The sequence below is a fragment of the Paenibacillus dendritiformis genome, assembly GCF_015845845.1.
GTDB classification, from domain to species: domain Bacteria; phylum Bacillota; class Bacilli; order Paenibacillales; family Paenibacillaceae; genus Paenibacillus_B; species Paenibacillus_B dendritiformis_C.
In genome coordinates this window covers 20,753-42,249 of sequence record NZ_LDIG01000122.1, presented here as the reverse complement: position 1 = coordinate 42,249, position 21,497 = coordinate 20,753, and the positions used below count along the sequence as shown (strand labels likewise).

The following is a 21,497-nucleotide window of genomic DNA, read 5'->3' as shown; positions in this document are numbered from 1 at the left end:
GGACTTGTCCGATTGGATAGTAGATCGACCAGATGGAAGCTTCCGTCGCACCCCCGAGCGAGATGACGTCGGCCTTCGGGAACCGCTGCTTGATTCGCTCCGGCAGGTTCAACGGAATCCAGTCGCCGCTAAGCAGCACGGAACGGAGAGGAAGGACCGCTTCGTCCTCCTGCATGCACGCGACGGCCAGATCCATGAGGGCAGGCACCGAGTTCCAGACGGTAATCCCCTTCTCCTTGACCGTATGAAGCACGTTCTCCATATCGCGCTGATCGGCCACGAGCACGAGCGCTGCCCCCGCGCTCCAGGCTCCGAACAGGTCATATACGGACAAGTCGAAGCTCATCGAGGATAGTCCGATAAAGCGGTCGCTCCCGGTAATCCCCAGCTTGCGGTTCATATCCTGAATCGTATTGCAGACCGCCCTGTGGCCCGTCATGACGCCCTTCGGCCGGCCAGTGCTGCCCGAGGTATAGATGATGTATGCCGCATCACCTGCTTGGCTGCCGCATGTCACGTCCGCAGCGCAATACCTCTCCATTCCTTCCCGCTCCCACATTCCCGGCGAGAGCACCAGCTTGCTGCTCGAATGCTCTGCAATATACGAGCGGCGTTCTTCGGGGTAGTCCGGATCGATGGGCACATAGGCTCCTCCCGCTTTTAAAATCCCGAGTACTTGCGCCATCGTCTCGATGGAACGCTTGCCGATCAGTCCGACACGGTCGCCGCGCATAACGCCTTGCTCCCGCAAGTAGCGGGCCACTTGATTCGAACGCTCGTGCAAGACACGGTACGTCACGGACTCTTCCCCGAATATAACCGCGGCATGATCCGGCGTTCGCTTGGCCTGCTCCGTGAATAAGGTATCCAATGTCGCCGCGGCAATAGCTTCATCCGTCCGGTTATATCGCTCCAACGCGGCTTGTTCGGAATCATCCAGCTCCAGCTGCGCTTTCATCGTTGCCGGGGACTCGTCGTGCAGCAGCCGCTCCAGAACATCGGTATACTGGCGAAACATCGTCGCGATGAAGCTGTCTTCAAACAATCCTTCCACATATTCGAAGGTAAGCAGCAGTTCTCCGCTTCGCCACATGGCCAGGCAGTCGATATAAACCTGCGGCGTTTCGTAAAGATCCCACGTAATTCGTCCAAGCCTCTCCCATTCCGTGCCCGCTTCCGGCTCGCCGTTCAAGACGCTTGTAAAAACGTAAGGCAGTACGGAGCGATTCTCGTCCAATTGATGCTGCTGCGCCAGTGTTCGCACAAGCCGCACGCCATCATAGCTTCGGTGCGACAGCCCCTCATATACTTGGTCTTGCACATGTTGCGCTTGTTCAAGCAATGGCGCCTGCGGCTGCAAATTTACATCCAGCAGCAGCATTGAGGTGAAGTCGCCGAGCATGGAATCAATATGCTCATGTACGGGCAGACGGTTATTGACCGTCAGGTTCAGCGTCATGCGGCTCTGATTGCTCCAGTAAGCAAGCACCTGAGCGTAGGCCGTGCACAGGAGCGCGGACAGGGTCACATTGAGCTCGCTCGCCGCCTGCCGCAGCCGCATCCATTGCTCGGGCTTGAACGTCCTGCTGACTCGCTTGAAGCGCGGACGGGCAATGGCAGACGGCGCCGCCGCCAGCGGGAGCTGCGGAGCCGGAGGCAGATCTTTCAGGCGTTCCAGCCAGTACTGTTTGTCCGCTTCATACGCCTCGGTCTCGCGGTGCTGTCCGAGCGCCATAACATAGTCGCGGAACGTTACCGCTTGATCCGGCAGCGTATGGTCCGGGTTCTCGTAGTAATGAACCAGTTCCTTCCCGATGCGGCGCATGCTCTCCCCGTCTATGAGCGTTACGTCCCAGCTGAAGCTTATCCGATGAACATGTTCCGACAGCTTAAAGGCTTTGAACTCGAACATCGGCCATTGCCCGAGTGCGAACACTTGATGCGCCATACGTTCCCGCTCCGCCTGCAGTCTTAGTGTCTGTTCGGTCTCCGCCAGACCGCTTACATCCTCGACCGTGATCTCGTAGTCCGGCAAGGCCTCCAGAATCCGCTGCTCATAGCTGGGCAGCACGACGGCGCGCAGCATCGGATGGCGGGAAATGACCCGCTGCACACAAGTATTCAATCGCTTCAGGTCACGGGATGTGTCCAGTTCGATATACCCCCGGGTGGAGAATCCGCTCAGCTCGTAGCGGCTTTCTCTTCCGAGCACATAGGCCAGCTGAATATCCGTCAGCGGGAACGGTTCATGCAGGTTCTGCGGATCCGGCGTAACGGGAGGCCACCCATCTTGTATGAACAGAGCATCGATCGAATCTGAAACCGGACCGCCCTCATACGCAGACACGATAGATGATGCCTCGCGCTGTTCCTCAAGCAAGGATGCCATGCCGGCGATGTTCGTCTGCTTGAATAATTGCAGCGTCAGCGGACTCTGGCCTGCATCATCCCATGGGAGTGTCTGGCGAATGCGGTGAATGACATGCGCCATGGCGATGGAGCTTCCGCCCAGATCCAGGAAGCGATCGTGTATGCCAATCGGCCGTACATTCAGCGCCTCTTCCCAGAGACAAGCCAATGTCATCTCGATGTCCGTTCGAGGAAGGACCGGCTTGTCCTCCAATGCGGCGGCGCTCCCGGCCGGTTCAGGCAGCGCCTGCACATCGACCTTCCCGTTCGGTGTCAGCGGAAGGCTTGCGAGATGGACGAAATGAGAAGGGATCATATACTCCGGCAGCTTGCTCGCGGCCAGCGTTCGCAGCTCTTTCGCATTCTGCGGCTCTTGCGCCACGTAATAGGCGCATAAATACGCGCTGCCGTTCGCTTGCTTCCGCTCAACCACGGCGGCGTGCCTGATTGATGCATGCTCCATCAGGCAGCTGCTGATCTCCCCCAATTCAACGCGGTAGCCGCGAATTTTCACTTGGTGATCCCGGCGTCCCAGGAATTCGATATATAACTTGGACCCAGGCTCTTCCGAAGCATCCGCCGTCTCCTCGGGGTTAACTCCGCCTTCGCCGTCCATCTTCCACCTTCCCCGATCCCCCGTTGCATACAGCCGGCCAAGCCGCGGATGGACGAGAAACGCTTGCCTCGTCTTCTCCTCATCGTTCCAATAGCCCTCCGCCAGCCCCGCGCCGCCGATATAAAGATCTCCTTCGACTCCGATCGGACACGGTTCCAGCTCATAGTTAAGCACATAAAATTTCTGATTCGCCAACGGGCGGCCGTAAGGAATGCTCTTCCACTTCTGCCGTACTTCTTCGATCGGATAATGGATCGACCAGATGGAAGCTTCGGTGGCTCCTCCAAGCGAGATGATCTTCGCCTGCTCGAATCGTTGTCTGATGCGCTCCGGCAAGGTCAGCGGAATCCAGTCGCCGCTAAGCAGCACGGCCCGAATGCCGGAAATCGATTCACTCGCATCCATGCACTCCACAGCCAATTCCATTAGCGCAGGCACCGAGTTCCAGACGGTAATCCCCTTCTCCTTCACCGTCTTCAGCACATGCTGCATGTCGCGCTGATCGTGCACAAGCACGAGCGCCGCCCCTGCGCTCCATGCCCCGAACAGATCGTATACGGACAAGTCGAAGCTCATGGAAGACAACCCGATGAAGCGGTCGCTCGCGGTAATGCCCAACTTGCGGTTCATATCCGCGATCGTATTGCAGACCGCGCCATGTGAGGTCATGACGCCCTTCGGCCGGCCTGTGCTGCCCGAAGTATAGATGATATACGCCAAATCATTCGCATGACTGCCGCACGCCAAATCTGCACGGGAATACCGCTCTATGCTTGCCTGCTCGCACATGCCCGGCAAGAGCAGCAGCTTGCTGCTGGAATGCTCTGCAATATAGGCGCGACGCTCTTCAGGATAATCCGGATCAATCGGCACATAGGCGCCGCCAGTCTTTAAAATGCCAAGCACTTGCACCATCGTCTCGATGGAGCGCTTGGCAAGCAGCGCTACGCGATCGCCGCGCTGAATCCCCTGCTCCTGCAAATAATGAGCCCATTGATTCGAACGTTCGTGGAGGCTGCGGTAAGAGATGGACTCGATACCGAATATAACGGCGGCATGGTCCGGCGTTCGCAGCGCCTGTTCGGTAAATAACGCCACAAGAGTCGTCGTGCCGCAGGCTTCATCCGTATCGTTATACCGTTCAATCCAAGCTTTCTGGTTGTCCGGAAGCGCTAAGCGGATGTTGTCGCTGGCATGAACTCCCGACAGAAGCAGCCGCTCGAGCAGCCCCGTATATTGGCGGAACATCGTATGAATGAAGGCGTCGTCGAACAGCTGTTCCACGTACTCGAACGTCAGCAGCAGCTCGCTGTCTCGCCACATGGCCAGACAATCAATGTACACCTGCGGCGTCTCGTACAGCTCCCAAGTGATGCGTCCCAGCTCGTCCCAGCCGTCATGCGGCTCCGCGTTCAGCATGCTGGTAAACACATAAGGAAGTACGGCCTGGCCGGGATCCAGTTGATGAAGCTGCGCCAGCTTCCGCATGAGCTGCACGCCGTCATAACTTCGATGCGCCAGCGCCGCTGCAATCCGTTCCTGCACGGACTGCGCCTGCTCCAGCAGAGCCACCTGTGGCCGCACTTCCACATCCAGTATGATCGTCGACGTGAAGTCGCCGATCATGTCTCCGATCCGCTGGTGCACGGGCAAGCGATTGTTGACTGTCAGGTTCAGTGCCAGGCGGCTTTGATTGCCCCAGCAGGCGAGCACCTGAGCGTACGCGGAGCATATAAGCGCCGACAGCGTTATATTGCGCTCGCTGGCGATTCTTCGCAACGTCTGCCACTCATCAGGCCTGAAGGTTTTGCTGATGCGCTTGAACCGCGGCAGGACGATGGAAGACGGAGTAGCTTGAAGGGGCAACGGCGGCGCGGAAGGAAGGTCCTTCAGCCGCTCCAGCCAGTATGCCTGGTCTCTCTCATAAGCCTTCGTTCCCCGGTAGCGTTGATAGGCAGACACGTAGTCCCGGAACGTAACTTCAAGCGCAGGCAACTCCCGGTGCGGATGCTGATAATAATGGGCCAGCTCTTTGCCGATCTGGCGCATGCTCTCTCCGTCGATCAGAGTCACGTCCCAACTGAAGCATAACCGGTAAAGATTCTCCGACAGCTTGAAGGCTTTGAACTCGTACATCGGCCACTTGCCCAGCTCAAAGACCTGATGGGCCATTCGTTCCCGTTCTGCCAGCAAGCGGCTCGTCTTCTCCGCTTCTGTGAGACGGCTGACATCCGCCACCGCAAGGTAGTAGTCCGGCACCTGCCCCAGGATCTTCTGTTCCCAGGACGGAAGGATAACGGCGCGCAGCATCGGATGACGGGCTATCACCTTGCGCAAGCTCCGCTCTAATCGCTCCGGATCGCAAGAGGTTTCCAGCTCCATATATCCGTGCGTGGAGAACCCGCCAATCTCGTAGCTGCCTTCCCGCCCCAGTACATAAGCCAGCTGGATATCGGTAAGCGCAAATGGTTCATGACAGCCTGCTTCATCATGATGAAGCGGCGGCATCGTGTCGGCGGCAGATGCCCCAAGCAGATAAGGATTGGAGCTGACAGGCTGCTCACGCTGCTGACTCATTCGCTGATCGATGCAGCTTGCTAACCCCTCGATCGTCGGACATTGGAACAGATCCTGTATCGTTATCTGGGCCGTGAACGCCTCTCTGATACGGGGCAGAAGCTTCATCGCTTTCATGGAATGCCCGCCTATGGCAAAAAAATTATCATGAATGCCAATGTCCGCCACTTGCAAAATACGCTTCCATAAAGATGTCAATGTAGCTTCTGTTGGCGTACGGGGAGCAACCTGCATCGCACGCGCTTGCCGCTCCTTATGAATCGCCAGCAGTTGCTCGCGCTCGGACGGATGGCTTGCTCGGTCATGTTCCTGGAGCAGCGGCAGCTCCGGGAAAAGCGCCCAATTTACTTGCACCTGCTCCCCTTGCGCGACTGCGGTGATTTCGCGTTCCCATTGCTTCTGAAATGACTCGATCCGGGCAGCGTCCAGCTTCTCGCCGAGTTCATAGTAGACAGTGACCTGCCACGCTTTATCAAGCGATATCCGTCCGATAAATTGCTGAATATGAGGGTTGGCAGCATCTATTCCAATAAAGAGCGTCGGACGATTCATTTTTAGTGCCGCAAGAAAGGAGAGAACCCCCTTCACCGGATCGATGAGCCTATAGCCTTGGGTCGACAAGGCATGCTTGACGGCCGTATTCCGGCTCATCCCCACTTCATCCCATAAGCTCCATGACAGGCAGAAGCTTCTCACCCGTGATGTTCTGCGCTGGTACAAGGAGAACTGTTCTGCGAATCCGTTCGCCGCGCAGTACGAGCCTATCGTCATGCCGGATTCAATCGTCCGCGCGGATGAGGTCAGTACGAAGAGCGCATCCGGAATATCGGCGACTAAGCGATGAAGGTTGAAGGTGCCGTACACTTTCGCTTCATATTGCGCTTCCAATTGCGGCAGCGGCATATCGGCGAGCATCTGTTCCTCGATTGTGCCGGCAAAATGCAATATACCCGCGAGCGGCTGATTGAACCGCTCTTCATACTGCTTGACGAGCCGGCACAGTTCCGCGTAATTGCACAGATCCGCAGTTTCGTAAGCGATGCCGCGGTCTCCCTGCTCGCATAGCTGCTCCATTTCCCGGTAGACTCTGGCCTTTTCATGCCGATCCTCCAGGCTTGCATCCTGATATCGAACCGCTGATTGCGGCGTTCGTCCGACGATAAGAAGGCGGATTCGATAATGCGCAAGCAAATCCTTGACGATCTCCCGCCCGATCCCCCCGAGTCCTCCGGTCACGATATAAAAAGCGCCGTCTTGGAAAGGAAGCTCCTGCAGCTCGGTGCCAGAGCCGCACGGGTCAAGCTTCTGCAACCGCTGCACATAACGCTTCCCTTGACGAAGCGCGGTCAATTCCGGAAAATCCGGCGCATTCAACTCAGCTATTAGCGCAGCGGTATCAAAATGCTCCTGGCTGCTTATATCAATCAACCTGCACCGGATATGCGGATATTCCTTGTTGACCGTATGGACGATACCCGGCAGCGTCGAATGCCCAATGGCCGGCAGCTCCTCGCGATGAAGCATAAACGCATCTGAAGTGATCAAGCTGATCTGCGACACCGGAACATTCGACTGGTGCACAGCTTTTACCAGCATGAGCAGAGAGTGGCTTCCGCGCGTTTGCGAAGCCCGCAGATCCTGAACGCTGGCGATGCACATCTGTTCTTCGGCATAATTCAAACCATGAATGATGTGCCAAGCGTCTTCTCCGTCTGCAAGTACGGATTGCAGCAGAGATAAGTAATCATGGAACTCATCCGGCCTGAAGCAGTAGGTATTGGCGTCCTGACGCTCGAAGGTATGGCCGGGACTGGCCCAGATCGCCTGCTCCCCCATTCCTCCTCCCTTAAGTGCATCCGTAAGCCGGGATGGAGCCCCAATAATCAGCTTCCGAATCGTTCTCTCATTTCCGGGCGCCTCGGACCGAGCTATTTCGATTTCGCTCAGACTGCTCTCCATCCATACGGGTTCAACAAACCAGTCAGGCAAGGTATGTTCATTCGCGAGAATAAGATCCCATTTTTTCATTACGGCATCGAATTGGCCGCCGACAAGCTGCTTGGTCAAGCGCTCCCGCTGAATCTTGCCGGAGTTGGTTTTCGCTATATCCTGTTTTTCCACGAGAAGAATGGTTTTCGGCTGGATCCCGAATTGCCGATTTAAGTGCTGCTTGATATCGGCTATAAGCTGCCGGCAAAAGGCTTCCTCCCGGCTTTGCGGCACGATGAATACGGCGAGCGCATCCGTTCCCGCCTCCTCGTCCCACACGGCGCAAGCGGCCGCATAGCTGCGTTCAACCCCGGGGATCTCCTCGATAAAGGCTTCCAGTTCATAGTTGTAATAGTTGTTGCCGTTCATAATGATGACGTCTTTCTCTCGTCCGACCAGCGTCAAACGTCCCTGATCCAGAAATCCGGTATCCCCGGTATTAAACCATCCGTCGGAGGTAAAGGCGGCTTCGTTCGCCGGCTCGTTCCGGAAATACCCTTTCATAATGGTCGGCCCCTTCACCTGCAAGCGTCCGATTTGCCTCTCGGGCAGGATCCGATCCACCATATCGACGATGCGGAAGGCCATGCCCGGTATCGGATATCCCAGCTCCGTGAACGTGGATGCGCTCTGATCATGCTCCTCCGCGTACTGCACCGTGGAGCCCAGCGTGGTCTTGTCGATACGGTGTATGCCGGACTGTGAATCGGCGGTGAACAGATGGGAATAGACGATTCCTGACGAAGTCTCCGACATCCCGTAGGCCGGGAGCATCGTATCGCCGCGCAGCCCGTGAGGCTCAAGCAGCTGCAGAAATTGCTGTGCGGTGCTCGCTACGACGGCTTCTCCCCCGTTAATGAACCATCGCATCGAGGACAAGTCCCACTGACGCGAGGAAATGGCTTCTTTGCAGGCAGGAAGGAGACCATAGGCGAAGTTGGGCGCAAAACAGATTGTCGTCCGGTAATGATCCATCCAATCCAGCCATACAACCGGATTCGCGATAAATTCATCGATCGAAGCGATGACCTGCCGGCATGCCGCATACGTGCTTAACAAGTGAAACAGCACCAATCCGCCCACATGATCGAGAGGCATCCAATTCAAATAGACATCTTCTTCGTCAAGCTGATTGAAGACGCAGGTCGCCTTCGCGAAATGCAATACCGAGCCGCTGGCATGCTGAACGATCTTCGGAACCCCGGTGCTTCCGGAAGTAAGCAGGCATAAGACGATATCGTCGGGTCCGGCGGCATAAATTTCAGCCGCAGCATCCCCTTGCTTCAGGTCCTCTATATTTCGAATCACGAGGCCGGTTGTCTGCCATAGTGCGGTTAGTTCCTGCAACGGGCCCGACAGTTCGTCATCGGTCAGTATGGGCGGCTCGTTCAGCATCTCCCATGCATTTCGCAATCTCATCACGGCGGAATTCCGCTCATGATAGACGGGAGCAGGCGCGACCGGAACAGGGATATACCCGCCCAGCGCGCAAGCCCAGAAGGCCGTAATGAAGCTCCGATGATTACGGAATTGGAACAGGATATGCTGCTGCGGCCGTAAGCCTGTCTGCTGCAATCCATGCAGGACCCGCTTCGCGTCCGCAAGAAGTCCGTTGTAGGTAACGGATTCCTCCTGGCCTTGATTTGACACAAAGACAAGTTCCTTGTGACCGGATATTTGACATGCCCGCAAGAGCACATCCGCTATCGCGGCGGGATCTCCCGGGCGAACGTCAATATCGCCCCCGTATACATAAGCAAGCGGGTGCCGCTCCGCTTCATGCGCGGAAGCGGCCGCGGAACTTTCGCGTGCCGTGGCGGAATCTGCGCCCTTCGATGCGCCCTGAGAGCGATAGGCCGCATGACGTTCAGGCAGCACATCGGCCAAATGCAAGGGCGCAAGCGGAGCATTCCTTTTCTCGACGAAGATGGCAAGCCGTTTGCATGATTTCTCTTCTCTCATTTTTTTCTCAAGATCGAGCAATCGATCCGGTAGATGCGACAAGTCGTTCCCTCCTTAAGTGACGCTGTTAGTGATGCTGTAAAGGATGCTGAAAGAAGCGGGTTCAATGCTTCCAGTCAGCTGGCTGCAGCTGCAATCGCAAGCACTGATCGATGTCTGCGCACATCGATTCGATGCAATCGTTAAGGAAGAAATGCCCGCCCTCATAGATGCGATACGAAAAGAAATGGCTTGTATGCCGCTCCCACATGACCAAGTCGCGCAGCGATATGAGCGGATCCTGCCTGCCGCTATAAGCTTTGATCGGGCAAGGAAGCGGCTGCTTTGGACCATGCCGGTATGCTTCCACTAGCCCGAAGTCGGCGCGCAAGATCGGCACATAAAAATTCGCGTATTCCTTGTTCTCGAATAAGGAAATGTCAGTCCCGTAGTTCCGTTCCAGCGCCTGAAGCAGCTTTTCCTGGGGCAATTCGGACAATCGCGTCCGGTTCCCGAACCGTTCCGGCGGCAGCACGCCGGATACGAATAACCATCTTGGGGGGCATGAATAGGTGCTGCGGAGTTCATGCGCGAGCTCGTACCCGAGCAATCCCCCCATGCTGTGTCCGAATATGGCATACGGTCTATCCAAATAAGGTGATAGTCCAGCCGCTATCCGCCGGACAAGCTGCGGAATGGACAGCTCGAATTGTTCCTCATAACGGTTCTCCCGTCCCGGCAATTGTATCGGGCAGAGCTCGATCGTCTTGGGGAGATGCTGGCGCCAAGGAACGTAGCTCGAGGCGCTCCCTCCGGCATGATGCAAGCAAAAGAGACGGAACGAAGCATTCGGCAGAGGCGTCCAATACTGCAGCCATTGAGATGTCTTCGCGCTCATCTTCGGGCACCTATTAATAGAGCCATATTTCCGCCGGGATGCTTATTGTCGTAGAGAAGCTGATGCCCTTCCGCAAGCTGCTTCCAATCCAGTATCTTGGAAATGACGGGGCGCAGCGCTCCCTGCCCGATCAGATCCATCAGCACGGGCACTTCTTCCCGTCTGCCGATATGACTGCCTTGCAGCCGTTTCTGATGAAGCCATAAGAAGCGAAGATCGAGGCTGCCGATATATCCGGTCGTTGCGCCGCAAGTCACGACCATGCCGCCGCGTGCGCACAGAAACATGGACGTCGGCAAGGTCGATTCTCCCGGATGCTCGATGACAATATCGGGATTGGCCTTTTTCCCAACGATGTTGTATATCTCCCTGCGCATGCGAAGCGCGTCCTTCAGCCATGCCTTGTACACATGCGGGTCTTTGTAATCTTGTTCGAGCGCGCCGAAATGCTTATACTTTTGCCGGTTGATACAGCCCTTCGCGCCAAGCTGCATGCACAGCTCCGCCCTGGCGTCATCGGATATGACCGCGATCGGGATCCCGCCGTAATGCTTCACGATTTGGATCGCCATGCTCCCCAGGCCGCCGTAGCCTCCCCAGATAAGCACGATGTCTCCGGGCTTGACGGCATGCTCCTGATAGTTGGTCAGCATGCGCAGCACGGTCAGGCCGGTGCCAAGCGAGCAGGCCGCCTCTTCCCAGCTCAGCGCCTTCGGCTTGATGAAGCACTGCTGCTGCTGCACTCTGCTGAATTGGGCGAAGCTTCCCCAATTGGACTCGTACCCCCATACCCGGAACGAGGGGCTGGTCATCGGATCTTTGCCGGCTTGCACGATCGGGCAGCTCTCATAGTCCGCTTGCGCGCATAGGATATATACCTCGTCTCCCACCTTGAAATCCTTCACGCCTTCGCCCACCTCATAGACGATGCCGGCAGCTTCCGAGCCGCAAATAAAGAAATCCTCTTTGCGCTCTCCCCATTTGCCATGATCTTCAATGACGTTCTTCGGCTGCCCAAGACCTACCCAAATTCCGTTGTAATTGATCCCGGCAGCCATATTCAGGACGATCAGTTCCCCTCTGCGCGGCTTGGGGACTTCCACGATTTCTTCCCGGAAAGCGGTGAGCGGTTCGCCAAAGCGATCTTCCCGCACCGTCCACGCATGCATATATTTAGGCACCGTTCCTATCGGCGGCAGGTCCCCGACGGGGTATAGCGTATCGGTTCGTTCATCGTTTATTACGCGCATGGCAGTGCTCCTTTCGATACGATGGGATGCGTTCTAGAATTCGTACTCTTCATCGGACAGAGCGGCGCCGAGCACGATGCGCTGCTCTTCTTCGGACAGCATCGATAAAGTCATCAGCTTGGCGTGAGGCGCTTCGCAGGCGCTGGACATCAAGCGGCAATAATGCTCCGCATATCGTTCGATCGTCTCTTTCCGGAACAGATCGCGGTTGTATTCGATCATGCCAATCAACTCGCCGGCATCTTCATAGAAGGACAAGGTCATGTCGAACTTGGCTGCTTTGCTGGCGGTCTCGAGAAAGCGGACAGACAAGTTCGGCAGCATCAGAGCATTGCGCCCGGCATTCTGCAACGCAAATGCATGCTGGAACAACGGCGTACAGGCGGCATTCCGCTCCGGAGCCACAGCCTCGACGACGTGATGGAACGGCACGTCCTGATGCTTGAACGCATCCGTCACCGTGTGCTTCACCCGCTTCAGCAGGTCAAGAAAAGTATCCTGTCCATGGAGCTGTGTGCGCAAAGCGAGCGTATTGGCAAAAAAGCCGATCAACGGCTCTGTATGCCGATGAATGCGGTTGGCCACAGGCACGCCGATGCAAATATCGTTCTGGTTCGTATAGCGGAAGACGAGCAGGTTATAGATCGAGAACAGAAACATGAACAGAGTGGCATCCTGCTCCCGGCACCATGCTTTGGCTCGCGAAGTCAGCTCCTTGCCGACGGTGAATAGATAGATGTCTCCGCGATTCGTCAACACGTCAGGTCTTGGATAATCCGTAGGGAACAATAATCGCTGCGGAGCATCCTGTAAGTGGCGAATCCAAAAATCCAGCCGCTCATGCACCGGCTCCAGAGCCGCCGTTTGTGCTTGCCAATAGGCGTAGTCGGCGTAGCTGCAGGGCAAGTCCTCCAAGGCCGGCTCCTCGCCAAGAAGCAGCGCACAGTAAATGATTATCAGCTCCTTGATCAAAATGTGGATCGACCAGCCGTCAGCGGCGATATGATGAATATTGAGGAGCAGAATGCTTACGTCCGGTTCGCATCGCAGCAGCTTCGCCCGAAACGACAGGTCTTCGAATAACTTGAACGGTTCGCTTGCATACTGGCCGATTTCCCGTTCCAGCAGATCCGGGCGCAGCCCGCCAACCTCTTGTATCTCGAATGTGAATCGATCGGCGGGCATCACCTGTTGATACACGCCGCCTTCGTGATTACAGTAGATCGTTCGCAAGATTTCATGTCTCATGACGATGCGGCAGAGCGCCTCTTCCAGCGCCCTTGCATCCAGTTCCCCCTTCAATTCAATCGCTGCCGGCATATTATAGGAAGCGGAATCCGGATCATGCTGGTAGATCGTCATCATTCTCATTTGTTCATGGGATAAAGGCATAAGCTCGTCCCGCTGCACCGGTCCAAGATCGGGAACATGCCGCGGCTCGGTTGTCTCTTCTGCCGCAGAAGCATCCGACTCGCGTCCAAGACGGTCGATGAACGCCGCCAATTGCCGCAAGGTCGGGTATTCATACAAATGATCGAAGTCCAGCTCGACCCCCGCCTTGTCCTTGACTCGCAGAATGATTTGCATCCCCATCAACGAGTTGCCGCCCAGATCGAAAAAGTCGTCGTCGCGTCCAAATGACCTGCTCTCTAACACTTCGCTCCAGACGGAGGCGAGCAAGGACTCGGCAGCCGTGCCGTTGAACCAATGCTTGGTTGTCTGCTCCTGATGGCGTTCTATCGGATTCAGCGGCTTATTCGGGTTCCTCTCCGGGTCCGGCCTGCTGATCTCAGGCCAGCACTTGATGCGATCGAAGCCGTATCCCGGGAGATGGATTCTTCGACCCGGATAACAACGGGCGTGCGCGGCCCAATCCATGTCAACATGATGCTCGTACAAGGCGCGCAGTACGCCTAACATCGAGATCCGCTCGTCCCACGATCCGAGCACCTTGCAGTAGGGATACTGCTCCGCGATTATGCGGGACAGCTTCCCGTTCACCCCCAACTCCACAAAGACGACGTTATCGTTCCCGATCATCGTGCGGATGGCCTTGGCGAAGCCCTGTTCGTTGAACGGGGGCTGCATCGCCGCGAGCTTCGCTTGCTCCAGTCCTTCGGCCAGACTTGTCTTGCCGGTAATGATCTCTACCGCCCAATTCCCCCATCCCGTTCCCACGACTTGCTTGGGCTGTACGCCCAGCGCTGTCCAACAGCGGAACAAGCTGTATTGGAACGCGACCGTCCGGGAAGCCGCGTGATCAAGCGGGCTCGCCTTGCAGCAGTCGTTCCATTGTGCGTCGAACGCGGGATAGCGGTCGCGCAGCCGTTCTACGGCCGCATCGGGAATATCGATGTCGCCAGAACACAGCAGGACAACCTGATGGGAGCGGCCCGGTGTCAGCTTCCAGTGTAAGCTTGCCTCCAGCTGTGACTTGAGTTGGTCCACAGATGCCGCGACGAACGCAGTCCGGTACAAGTAGTTATCGCGGCCGGCATTTAAGGTGCAGGCGACGTCCCGAATGGCCAGGGAAGGCCGGCTTCTTACGGCCTCCAATATTTTGGCGGCGGTATGTCTGAAGGAAGACTCCGTCATGGCACTGAGCTTGATAATATATTCCGTCTCTTCCACCGGATCGGGACCGGTTGGCTCGGCCAACTCCCCCGGCTCTTCGATGACGACATGGACGTTCGTCCCGCTAAGTCCAAAAGAGCTGACTCCTGCCCGTCTCGGTGACTCATTCCATTGCTGCAATTCGCGATTCGGATAGACGGCGCTGTTCTCGAAGGAAATGAGCGGATTCGCCTTGCGATAGTGCAGTAACGGATACAGCTTTCGCTGCCGGATGCTCAGCACGGCTTTGAGGAGTCCGGCGATTCCGGCGCTGCTGCCAAGATGCCCCATGTTGGTTTTGATCGTGCCCAGCGCGCAGAAGCGGGCTCGATTCGTATAAGCCTTGAAGGCATGATCGAGCCCTTGCGCCTCGATCGGATCCCCGATCTTCGTTCCCGTTCCGTGCGCTTCGATATAAGTAATGGTTTCCGGCGGAATGCCGCTTTTTTGCCACGCATCCGTAATCACCTCGGTCTGGGCTTGCGGGCTGGGAGCCGCCAACGAGTTGGAACGTCCTCCATCGTGATTCAGAGCGCTTCCTTTAATGACGGCATAGATCGGATCATGATCGCGCACCGCATCTTCGAGCCGCTTGAGCAGGACGAATCCGCCCCCTTCTCCGGCCCCTGCTCCATCCGCCTCCGCGTCGAAGGCCCGGCTTCTTCCGCGTGGCGAGGCAATGCCGAGCGGATCGGCAGCCATCTCTTCGACTGCCGGGACATCAAGCATAATGCTGACGCCCCCGGCTAGCGCCATATCGGCTTCATGGGCGCCGAGATTGACGCAGGCTTGGTGGATGGCGGTCAACGAGGACGAACAACTCGTATCGACGACGACCGCGGGACCCCGCAAATCGAGGTAGTATGAAATTTTGCCTGCCGCCGCTGCCCCGAGCGTGCCGACGAAGGCAACCCCGGAGCTGCCCGGCAGCAAGGAACGGTACTTGTTGTCTGCGAGGCTCATTATGACCGAGGTACGGCTGCCCCGCAGTTGGGACAGCGAATATCCCGCATTCTCAATACACTCGCAAGCTAGCTGAAGCGCAATTCGCTGCTGCGGGTCCATATGTATCGCTTCATGCAGCGAGATGTTGAAAAAAGCATGATCGAAATATTCGATTTCATCCAAATATCCGAGCTGCATATACACCTTCGAGGACTCTAAGCCGCTCAGCCGGCGTCTGCTATCCGGCAAATTTCGCACCGCGTCCGTCCCGCTGCCGAGGAGCGTATCCAATTCCTCCAAGGATTCCGCCAATGGCAGCTTCAAGCTTAGACCGATAATGGCGATGTCCGTGTAGGCCATACTCCTGCCCCTCCTTTTTCACAATGCACTTTCAAAAGGTCATCCCGATTATCGAATCCTCATCATCCGGCATTTCCCCTTGCTTCAAGGAGCGGATATAAGCGCTCATTTCCCGAATGGAGCTGTATTGGAAAATGTCCGCAATCGAGACCTCCAGCCCGAATGTCTCATTGATCCGGCTCAATAACTGCAAGCTCCGGATGGAGTTGCCGCCGGCCTCGAAAAATTTGCGCTCCACATCGAAGTTCTGATGTCCAAGCAGTTCTGTCCATATTGCGCATAATTCCCGTTCCGTCTCATTCTTGGGCAAGCTGTCTTGAGGACTTCTTGATATGGTCGCTTGCGGCAAAATATCCGTTATGTTCTGCGCGTTCTTCCAATCCGCAGGCCAACTCTCCATGAAGAGGAGCGATGCTCCCTTCCTCTGCATCGATAGCAACTCGTCCGGCGGAATTTCCCTGCCGCTGCGGGCGGAGTACAGCACATGCCACTTGATCAGCGGATTGGCCTGGATAGATCGATGCCTGACATTCAGATTGGCATTGCAGCCGTCAATACCGATGACCACGTGAGGAGCGTTCAGCCTTAGCGCAAGCTCAAGACTTTGCATACCCTCACGCGGCAGAATAGGCATATAGCCCATCTGATTACTGGCTTCTTTCGCTCCGCTCAGATTGCTGCTGCTCATGCCGATGTCATCCCACATGCTCCAATACAGGCTGATAACGTCTACGGTCCCTGCATAGCTGTCAGCCAGGGCTCTTGCACAGCTATTGGCCGCGGAATAGGCCGCAAATGCGCTGCCGCCGAATAGTCCGTTGACGCTGTTGAATAAGATGACCTTGATGCCGGGATGCTGCCGGGCGAAGCTAAAAATCTGTTCAGCTCCTTGCACTCTCGCCGCGAACATCGTACGGAAATAATCCAGGGTCTCGCTCTGTACAAGCCGATTCGACGCATTCTGCCAATAGTCGAGAAGGCTGCCTTCGGCCGCCAAGTGGAAGATGCCGCTGATTGATCCCTCCCGGTGTATCTGGGCTAATATGTTTTGCAATTCACCCGGTTGTCCGATATCCAGCAAGATATACCGGATGCGGCCGAGCCGCTGCAAACGCTGCAGCGCTTGCCGCCGTTCAACCGCTTTTGCCGTAGCTTCGCTTAGATCCGTCCTGCCGATGACAATCACTTCGGCTCCGTATGCGGCCAGCAAATGCCGGCATACAAGCCGGCCAATGCCTCCCAAGCCGCCGGTGATCACATAGGCGGCGCCCCGCTTCAACGCCGCCGGTGAGGACGCAATCGTTTCCTTCATATCGAAGGGGATGAGGACGGGCAAATATCTGTTTCCGTTGCGATAAGCGACCTGCGGTTCAGGGGATGGCGCTTCCATTTCCCGTATGACGACAGCCCCCTGTTCGAGCATGGACATGGAGTCCGGCCCATCGAGATCGAGCTGAGTTACGGTGAACTGCGACTCCTCCAGCCCAAGGGACTGAAGCAGCCCGGCCGCTGCCCCGCTGCTCCACGCTGCGGAGTCCTCCGGTTCCACCTTGAACGCGGATCGGGTAACGACAATACATCTGGCGGACGCTGGCCGTTCCATATGATTCAGATAGGACTGGACAAAATGCAGCAGGCTGGCCGCCGACTCCAGACAGGTCTCCGTACTTGCCCGTCTGTCGCTGGCGGCGCCGATTCCGGCGTCATATCCGAGCACATGAATGAGACGGTGAAGGTGTATAGATTGCGCTGCCAGATCCGCCATGACCCAGTCCACATTCTCTCTGGACCAGGCGTCCACCGTATAGCGGCGTCCATCCTTCTTGTTGGCGGCCGCCAGCGTTACGGCATAGCATTGATGGCCCGCTTGCTCCAGCATCCCGGCGAGAGCCGGTCCGAGCCCTGCGGCATGCATGAGCAGGAGGCAGTTCTCTGGCTGATGGGCCGCAAGCGTAAGATGCACATCGGCCTGTCTCCATTCGGGCGCATAGAACCACGCCGGGAGCATCTGGCCGGCGCTGTCGCCCTGCTCCGCATAATCGCCTCGCTTCCACCTTTCCAGCAGCACGTTTTTCTGAATTTTTCCGATCGCCGTTCGCGGAATCTCTTCCCGCGTTAAAGCAATGTACACGTCGGCTTGCTGGCCGCATTGGCGATGGAGCGCAGTTTTAATGAGAAGAAGGCCGTCCTGATTATCCGCAGATTCGTTCGGTACATAGAAAAGAGCAATCCGCTCGTTCTGTCGCCCGGAATCGTCGGAATCGGTATAGGCGCACATGGCTGTACAGCCTGCCGCCGCGCCGCCGGTTGCTTCCACCGCTTGCTCGATGTCGACGCAATTATAGTTCATGCCGTTAATGATAATGACATCCTTGCTTCTGCCGGCAATCGAGAGCCGGCCGCCGGCAATCACCGCCAGATCGCCGGTGCGGAACCAGCCCTCCGCATCGAAGCTGATCCGGTTCTGCTCCGGATTACGATAGTATCCGGCCGTGACCGTCTCGCCGCGCACCTCCAGATGACCGATTGCCCCTTCGGCGACCACGCGGCCTTGATCATCGGTAATGCGCAGCTCTATGCCGGGCACCGGCTCTCCTGCTTCGACGGGACTCGTCATCCCATGACGGACGATTTCTTGAAAGCGTCTGGAATAAGTAACGGCAGAGGAGGTTTCCGTCATCCCCCAAGTCGGTCGCATGGCCTGCGGCGATAAGCCTTGGTCTTGAAAGAGCTCGATAAATGCAGCGCAAGTTCTTGCATTAATGCCTTCTCCGCCGTTCATCATGACGCGCATGCGGCTCAGATCCCGCCGCTGCTTGCCCGCTTGCTCGCGATGCTCCAGCACAAGCCCATAGGCGAAGTTGGGCGCCCAGGTCACGGTAGCCCTAGTCGCATCCAGCAGATCGATCCAGCGCAGCGGCTGCTGCAAAATATAATCCGTATAGGCATGGTATTGCTTCATCCCGCAGTACACATCGCGTATGTGGAACATGACGATGCCGCCGACATGAACGAGCGGCATCCAGTTCACGCTAATATCATCGCTCGTCAACCCGTTCACCTGTGCGGCTGCCTGGGATTGCTTGATGATGTTGCGATGGGAGAGCTGCACCCCTTTCGGAATCCCCGTGCTGCCGGATGTGCACATCAGGAGCGCAACATCGGTTTCCCGCGGCTGGTAATAATGAATGCCGTCATGGGGATGCAGAATCAATTGTTCCGCGGCCCGGATGCTCGCCGATGGACCAAGCACGTCTTGCACAACCGCCGTGCCGGCCGCATCCGCGATTACGATCGGGAAGTCCAGCAGCTCCGATACGCGGGACAGCTTGACGGCAGCCGCTTCTTCGTCTCCTGCCTGAGCAGGCACATCAAGCGGAACCGGAATATACCCGCCCATCATGCAGCCCCAAAATGCATAAATAAACAAATCGAGCCGCTTTATCTGGAAAATGACAAAATTCCCGGGAACGAGTCCCTCCTCAGCTAACCGGGAATGGATGCGCGCGGCATAATCTTCGATCTCCGCATAACTGACAAAAGTGTCCTCGTTGTTAACGATACCGACGCCGTGGCGTGGATGCTGCCGCGCTGCCGCTTGCAGCAGCTGCCCGATATGACGGTAGCTGCTTGCCCCCAGCCTGCCCCCCGAAGCAATGGCCTTGGTCTTGGCCGCTGTCTGTTCCGGATGTAACGGATGTTCCGGCACTTCGGCATGCGGCTGTTCGCCCGCGCTTGCATCGTTGCGGGCGTCCGTCTCCTGTGTTCGCAGACTGTCAAGCGCATACTTGCCTTGCATGGGCCGAATAACCTCGGGCAGCAGCTCGGCCTGGTCAACGTCGGCATGAAGCAGCACCTGCTGCTTCAACTGAAGCGCATCGGCCGCGTCCTGGACGTAGTCCCTCGCCAGCTGCCTGCCGTCGATGCTTCCATCCGAAGTACGCGGAATATGGTGGAGGCGGATGGCCGTGAACGACAGCTCGGATGGAATATAGGACAGGATTGTGTGTCTCGGGATATCCTGCTCCGCGACATAGAAGATCAACAGATACGGACTCTCGGCGCGCACGATGGATATATAGCAGTCTGTGGCAGAGGTGTGCTGCAGCAGTTCCCTAGCGATCACGGCAGTGCTTGCGGATGAAGTGCCAATCGAGACGCTGGGAAAGGCTGTGCTTGTGAGCTGCAGCTCGCCGCTGGCGTTCCAATATCCCCGATCCCCTGTCTTGTACCACTGCACCGGTTCTTGTCCGTTGCTGCACACGTACACGTTGCCTTCAAAATAAGGCGGGCAGACGATCCCGTTCCCGTCTGCTATCGAGACAAGGCAGCCGTCCGCGCAGCGGCGCCTCAGCGTCATATTCCTCAGCGGAAGCGGCATCCACAGCTCACGTAGTTGCGACGGACGATACGGAAGCACGCCGTGCCCCCATGCCGCCTCATAGCGAGCCTCCTCTTCCCTATTTACAAGCTTGAACTGGCGCAGCGGCTCATCCGGGCATGTCATCGCCTGCTGCAGCAGCAGATGAAAGCAATGCAGCAAGGCTTCAATTCGCTCCTTCGCATACAGATCGGCTTGATAGGTGCACACGATCTCCAGCGCATCCGGGGTCTCAACCGCCGTAAAGACAATATGGAATTGCACATCCTCGACCTGATCGTGGCTCAAGGGGCGAAGCTGCACCGTTGCTTCCGGCAATTCATGGATCCGTCCCATCGCATGCTTGAGCAGTCCTTCATGGTGCATCGTGAACATAACCTCGAACAGCGGATTGGCAGATAGATGTCGATGAGCGCCTGCCGCCTCCACCACATGATCAAAGGGAACGTCCTGATGCGCGAAGGCTTCCATCATGTTGCGCGTGACCGTCTCCAGAACCGAACGGAACGTATCATGTCCGTCGACCGAGGCGGACAGCACAAGCGTATTGGCGAAAAAACCGAATGTGCGCTCAAATTTCTCCTGCTGGCGATTGACAATAGGCGTGCCGACCCGGATATGCCGCTGATCCGTATACCGATGGATGAGGATGCAGTAGACGGACAATAATGCGGCGAAGGTAGACGTTCTCGACTCCCGGGCGACATGCTTGAGCCTCTGCAGCGCAGCGCCGTCAACTTGCAGCTTGACCATGTTGGCACGGGCGCGGCCTTCCGCAGCGGCTTCATCCTGGGGCAAGTTCAGCTCCGTGCGTTCCGGGTCCAACTGCAGCGTTCGCTTCCAGTATTCAAGCTGGCGTTGGAACGAATCGCGCTTTATCATTTCTTCCTGCCAGCAGGCATAATCCGCATACTGCGCCGTTACATGAGGCAGCTCGGGCTGAACCCGGTTCATGAGCGCGCGATAAATGGCAACGAATTCCTCGAACAAAAGCCCGAATGACCAGCCGTCCATCGCAATATGATGGAAGGTCAGCATCAGGATGGCTTCTTCCGCCGCCGTGTGAACCCATAAGGCGCGCATCGGAATGTCCTGGTCCAAGCGAAACGGCGTCATTCGCTGTTCTTGTCTCCATTTGCCGATGGTTTCTGTGCGTTCTTGTTCCGTTGCGTCCGCGCCGATGGTTCGGACAGGCAGTGGGAATGCCCGGTCTTGCTGAACGGCTTGAAACGGAATGCCTTCAAGCGAGAAATACAGGGTGCGCAAAATCTCATGCCGTTCAAGCAATAGATTTAGCGTCCTCTCTGCGAGGCTCACGTCGGGCCGGCCCTGAAAGACAAGCTCGATCCCCGCGTTGTACCAAGGGTTATCCGTATCCGTCCGGTACAGAAACCACATTCGCTTTTGTTCCGATGACAGCGGGAATATATTATACTCGCGTCCTCTCTCCGAGATCGCGTTCAAGAGCATGGTTCGTTGATCGGATGATAACGTGTCCAGCTTATGAATCGGCAGCAT

The 21,497-nt window shown here is 56.8% G+C and carries 5 protein-coding genes; all 5 read right to left on the bottom strand.

Annotated features, from left to right (window positions below):
• Positions 1–9,595 (bottom strand): non-ribosomal peptide synthetase (locus ABD76_RS10690; protein WP_197256736.1); only part of this gene is annotated, 9,595 nt, incomplete at its 3' end.
• A 61-nt stretch (positions 9,596–9,656) separates the two neighbouring features.
• Complete coding sequence (locus ABD76_RS10685) at positions 9,657–10,430, bottom strand: thioesterase II family protein (RefSeq protein ID WP_197256734.1); 774 nt, start codon at positions 10,428–10,430, stop codon at positions 9,657–9,659.
• Positions 10,427–11,680: a crotonyl-CoA carboxylase/reductase gene (ccrA, locus tag ABD76_RS10680; RefSeq protein ID WP_197256732.1), complete on the bottom strand. Its 1,254-nt coding sequence runs from the start codon at positions 11,678–11,680 to the stop codon at positions 10,427–10,429. The genes ABD76_RS10685 and ccrA overlap by 4 nt, the downstream gene beginning before the upstream one ends.
• Positions 11,681–11,713: 33 nt before the next feature.
• On the bottom strand, positions 11,714–15,598 hold the full coding sequence (locus ABD76_RS10675) for a condensation domain-containing protein (RefSeq protein WP_197256730.1): 3,885 nt from the start codon (positions 15,596–15,598) through the stop codon (positions 11,714–11,716).
• Between the two features lie 31 nt (positions 15,599–15,629).
• Positions 15,630–21,497, bottom strand: a complete 5,868-nt coding sequence (locus tag ABD76_RS10670; protein ID WP_197256728.1) for an SDR family NAD(P)-dependent oxidoreductase — start codon at positions 21,495–21,497, stop codon at positions 15,630–15,632.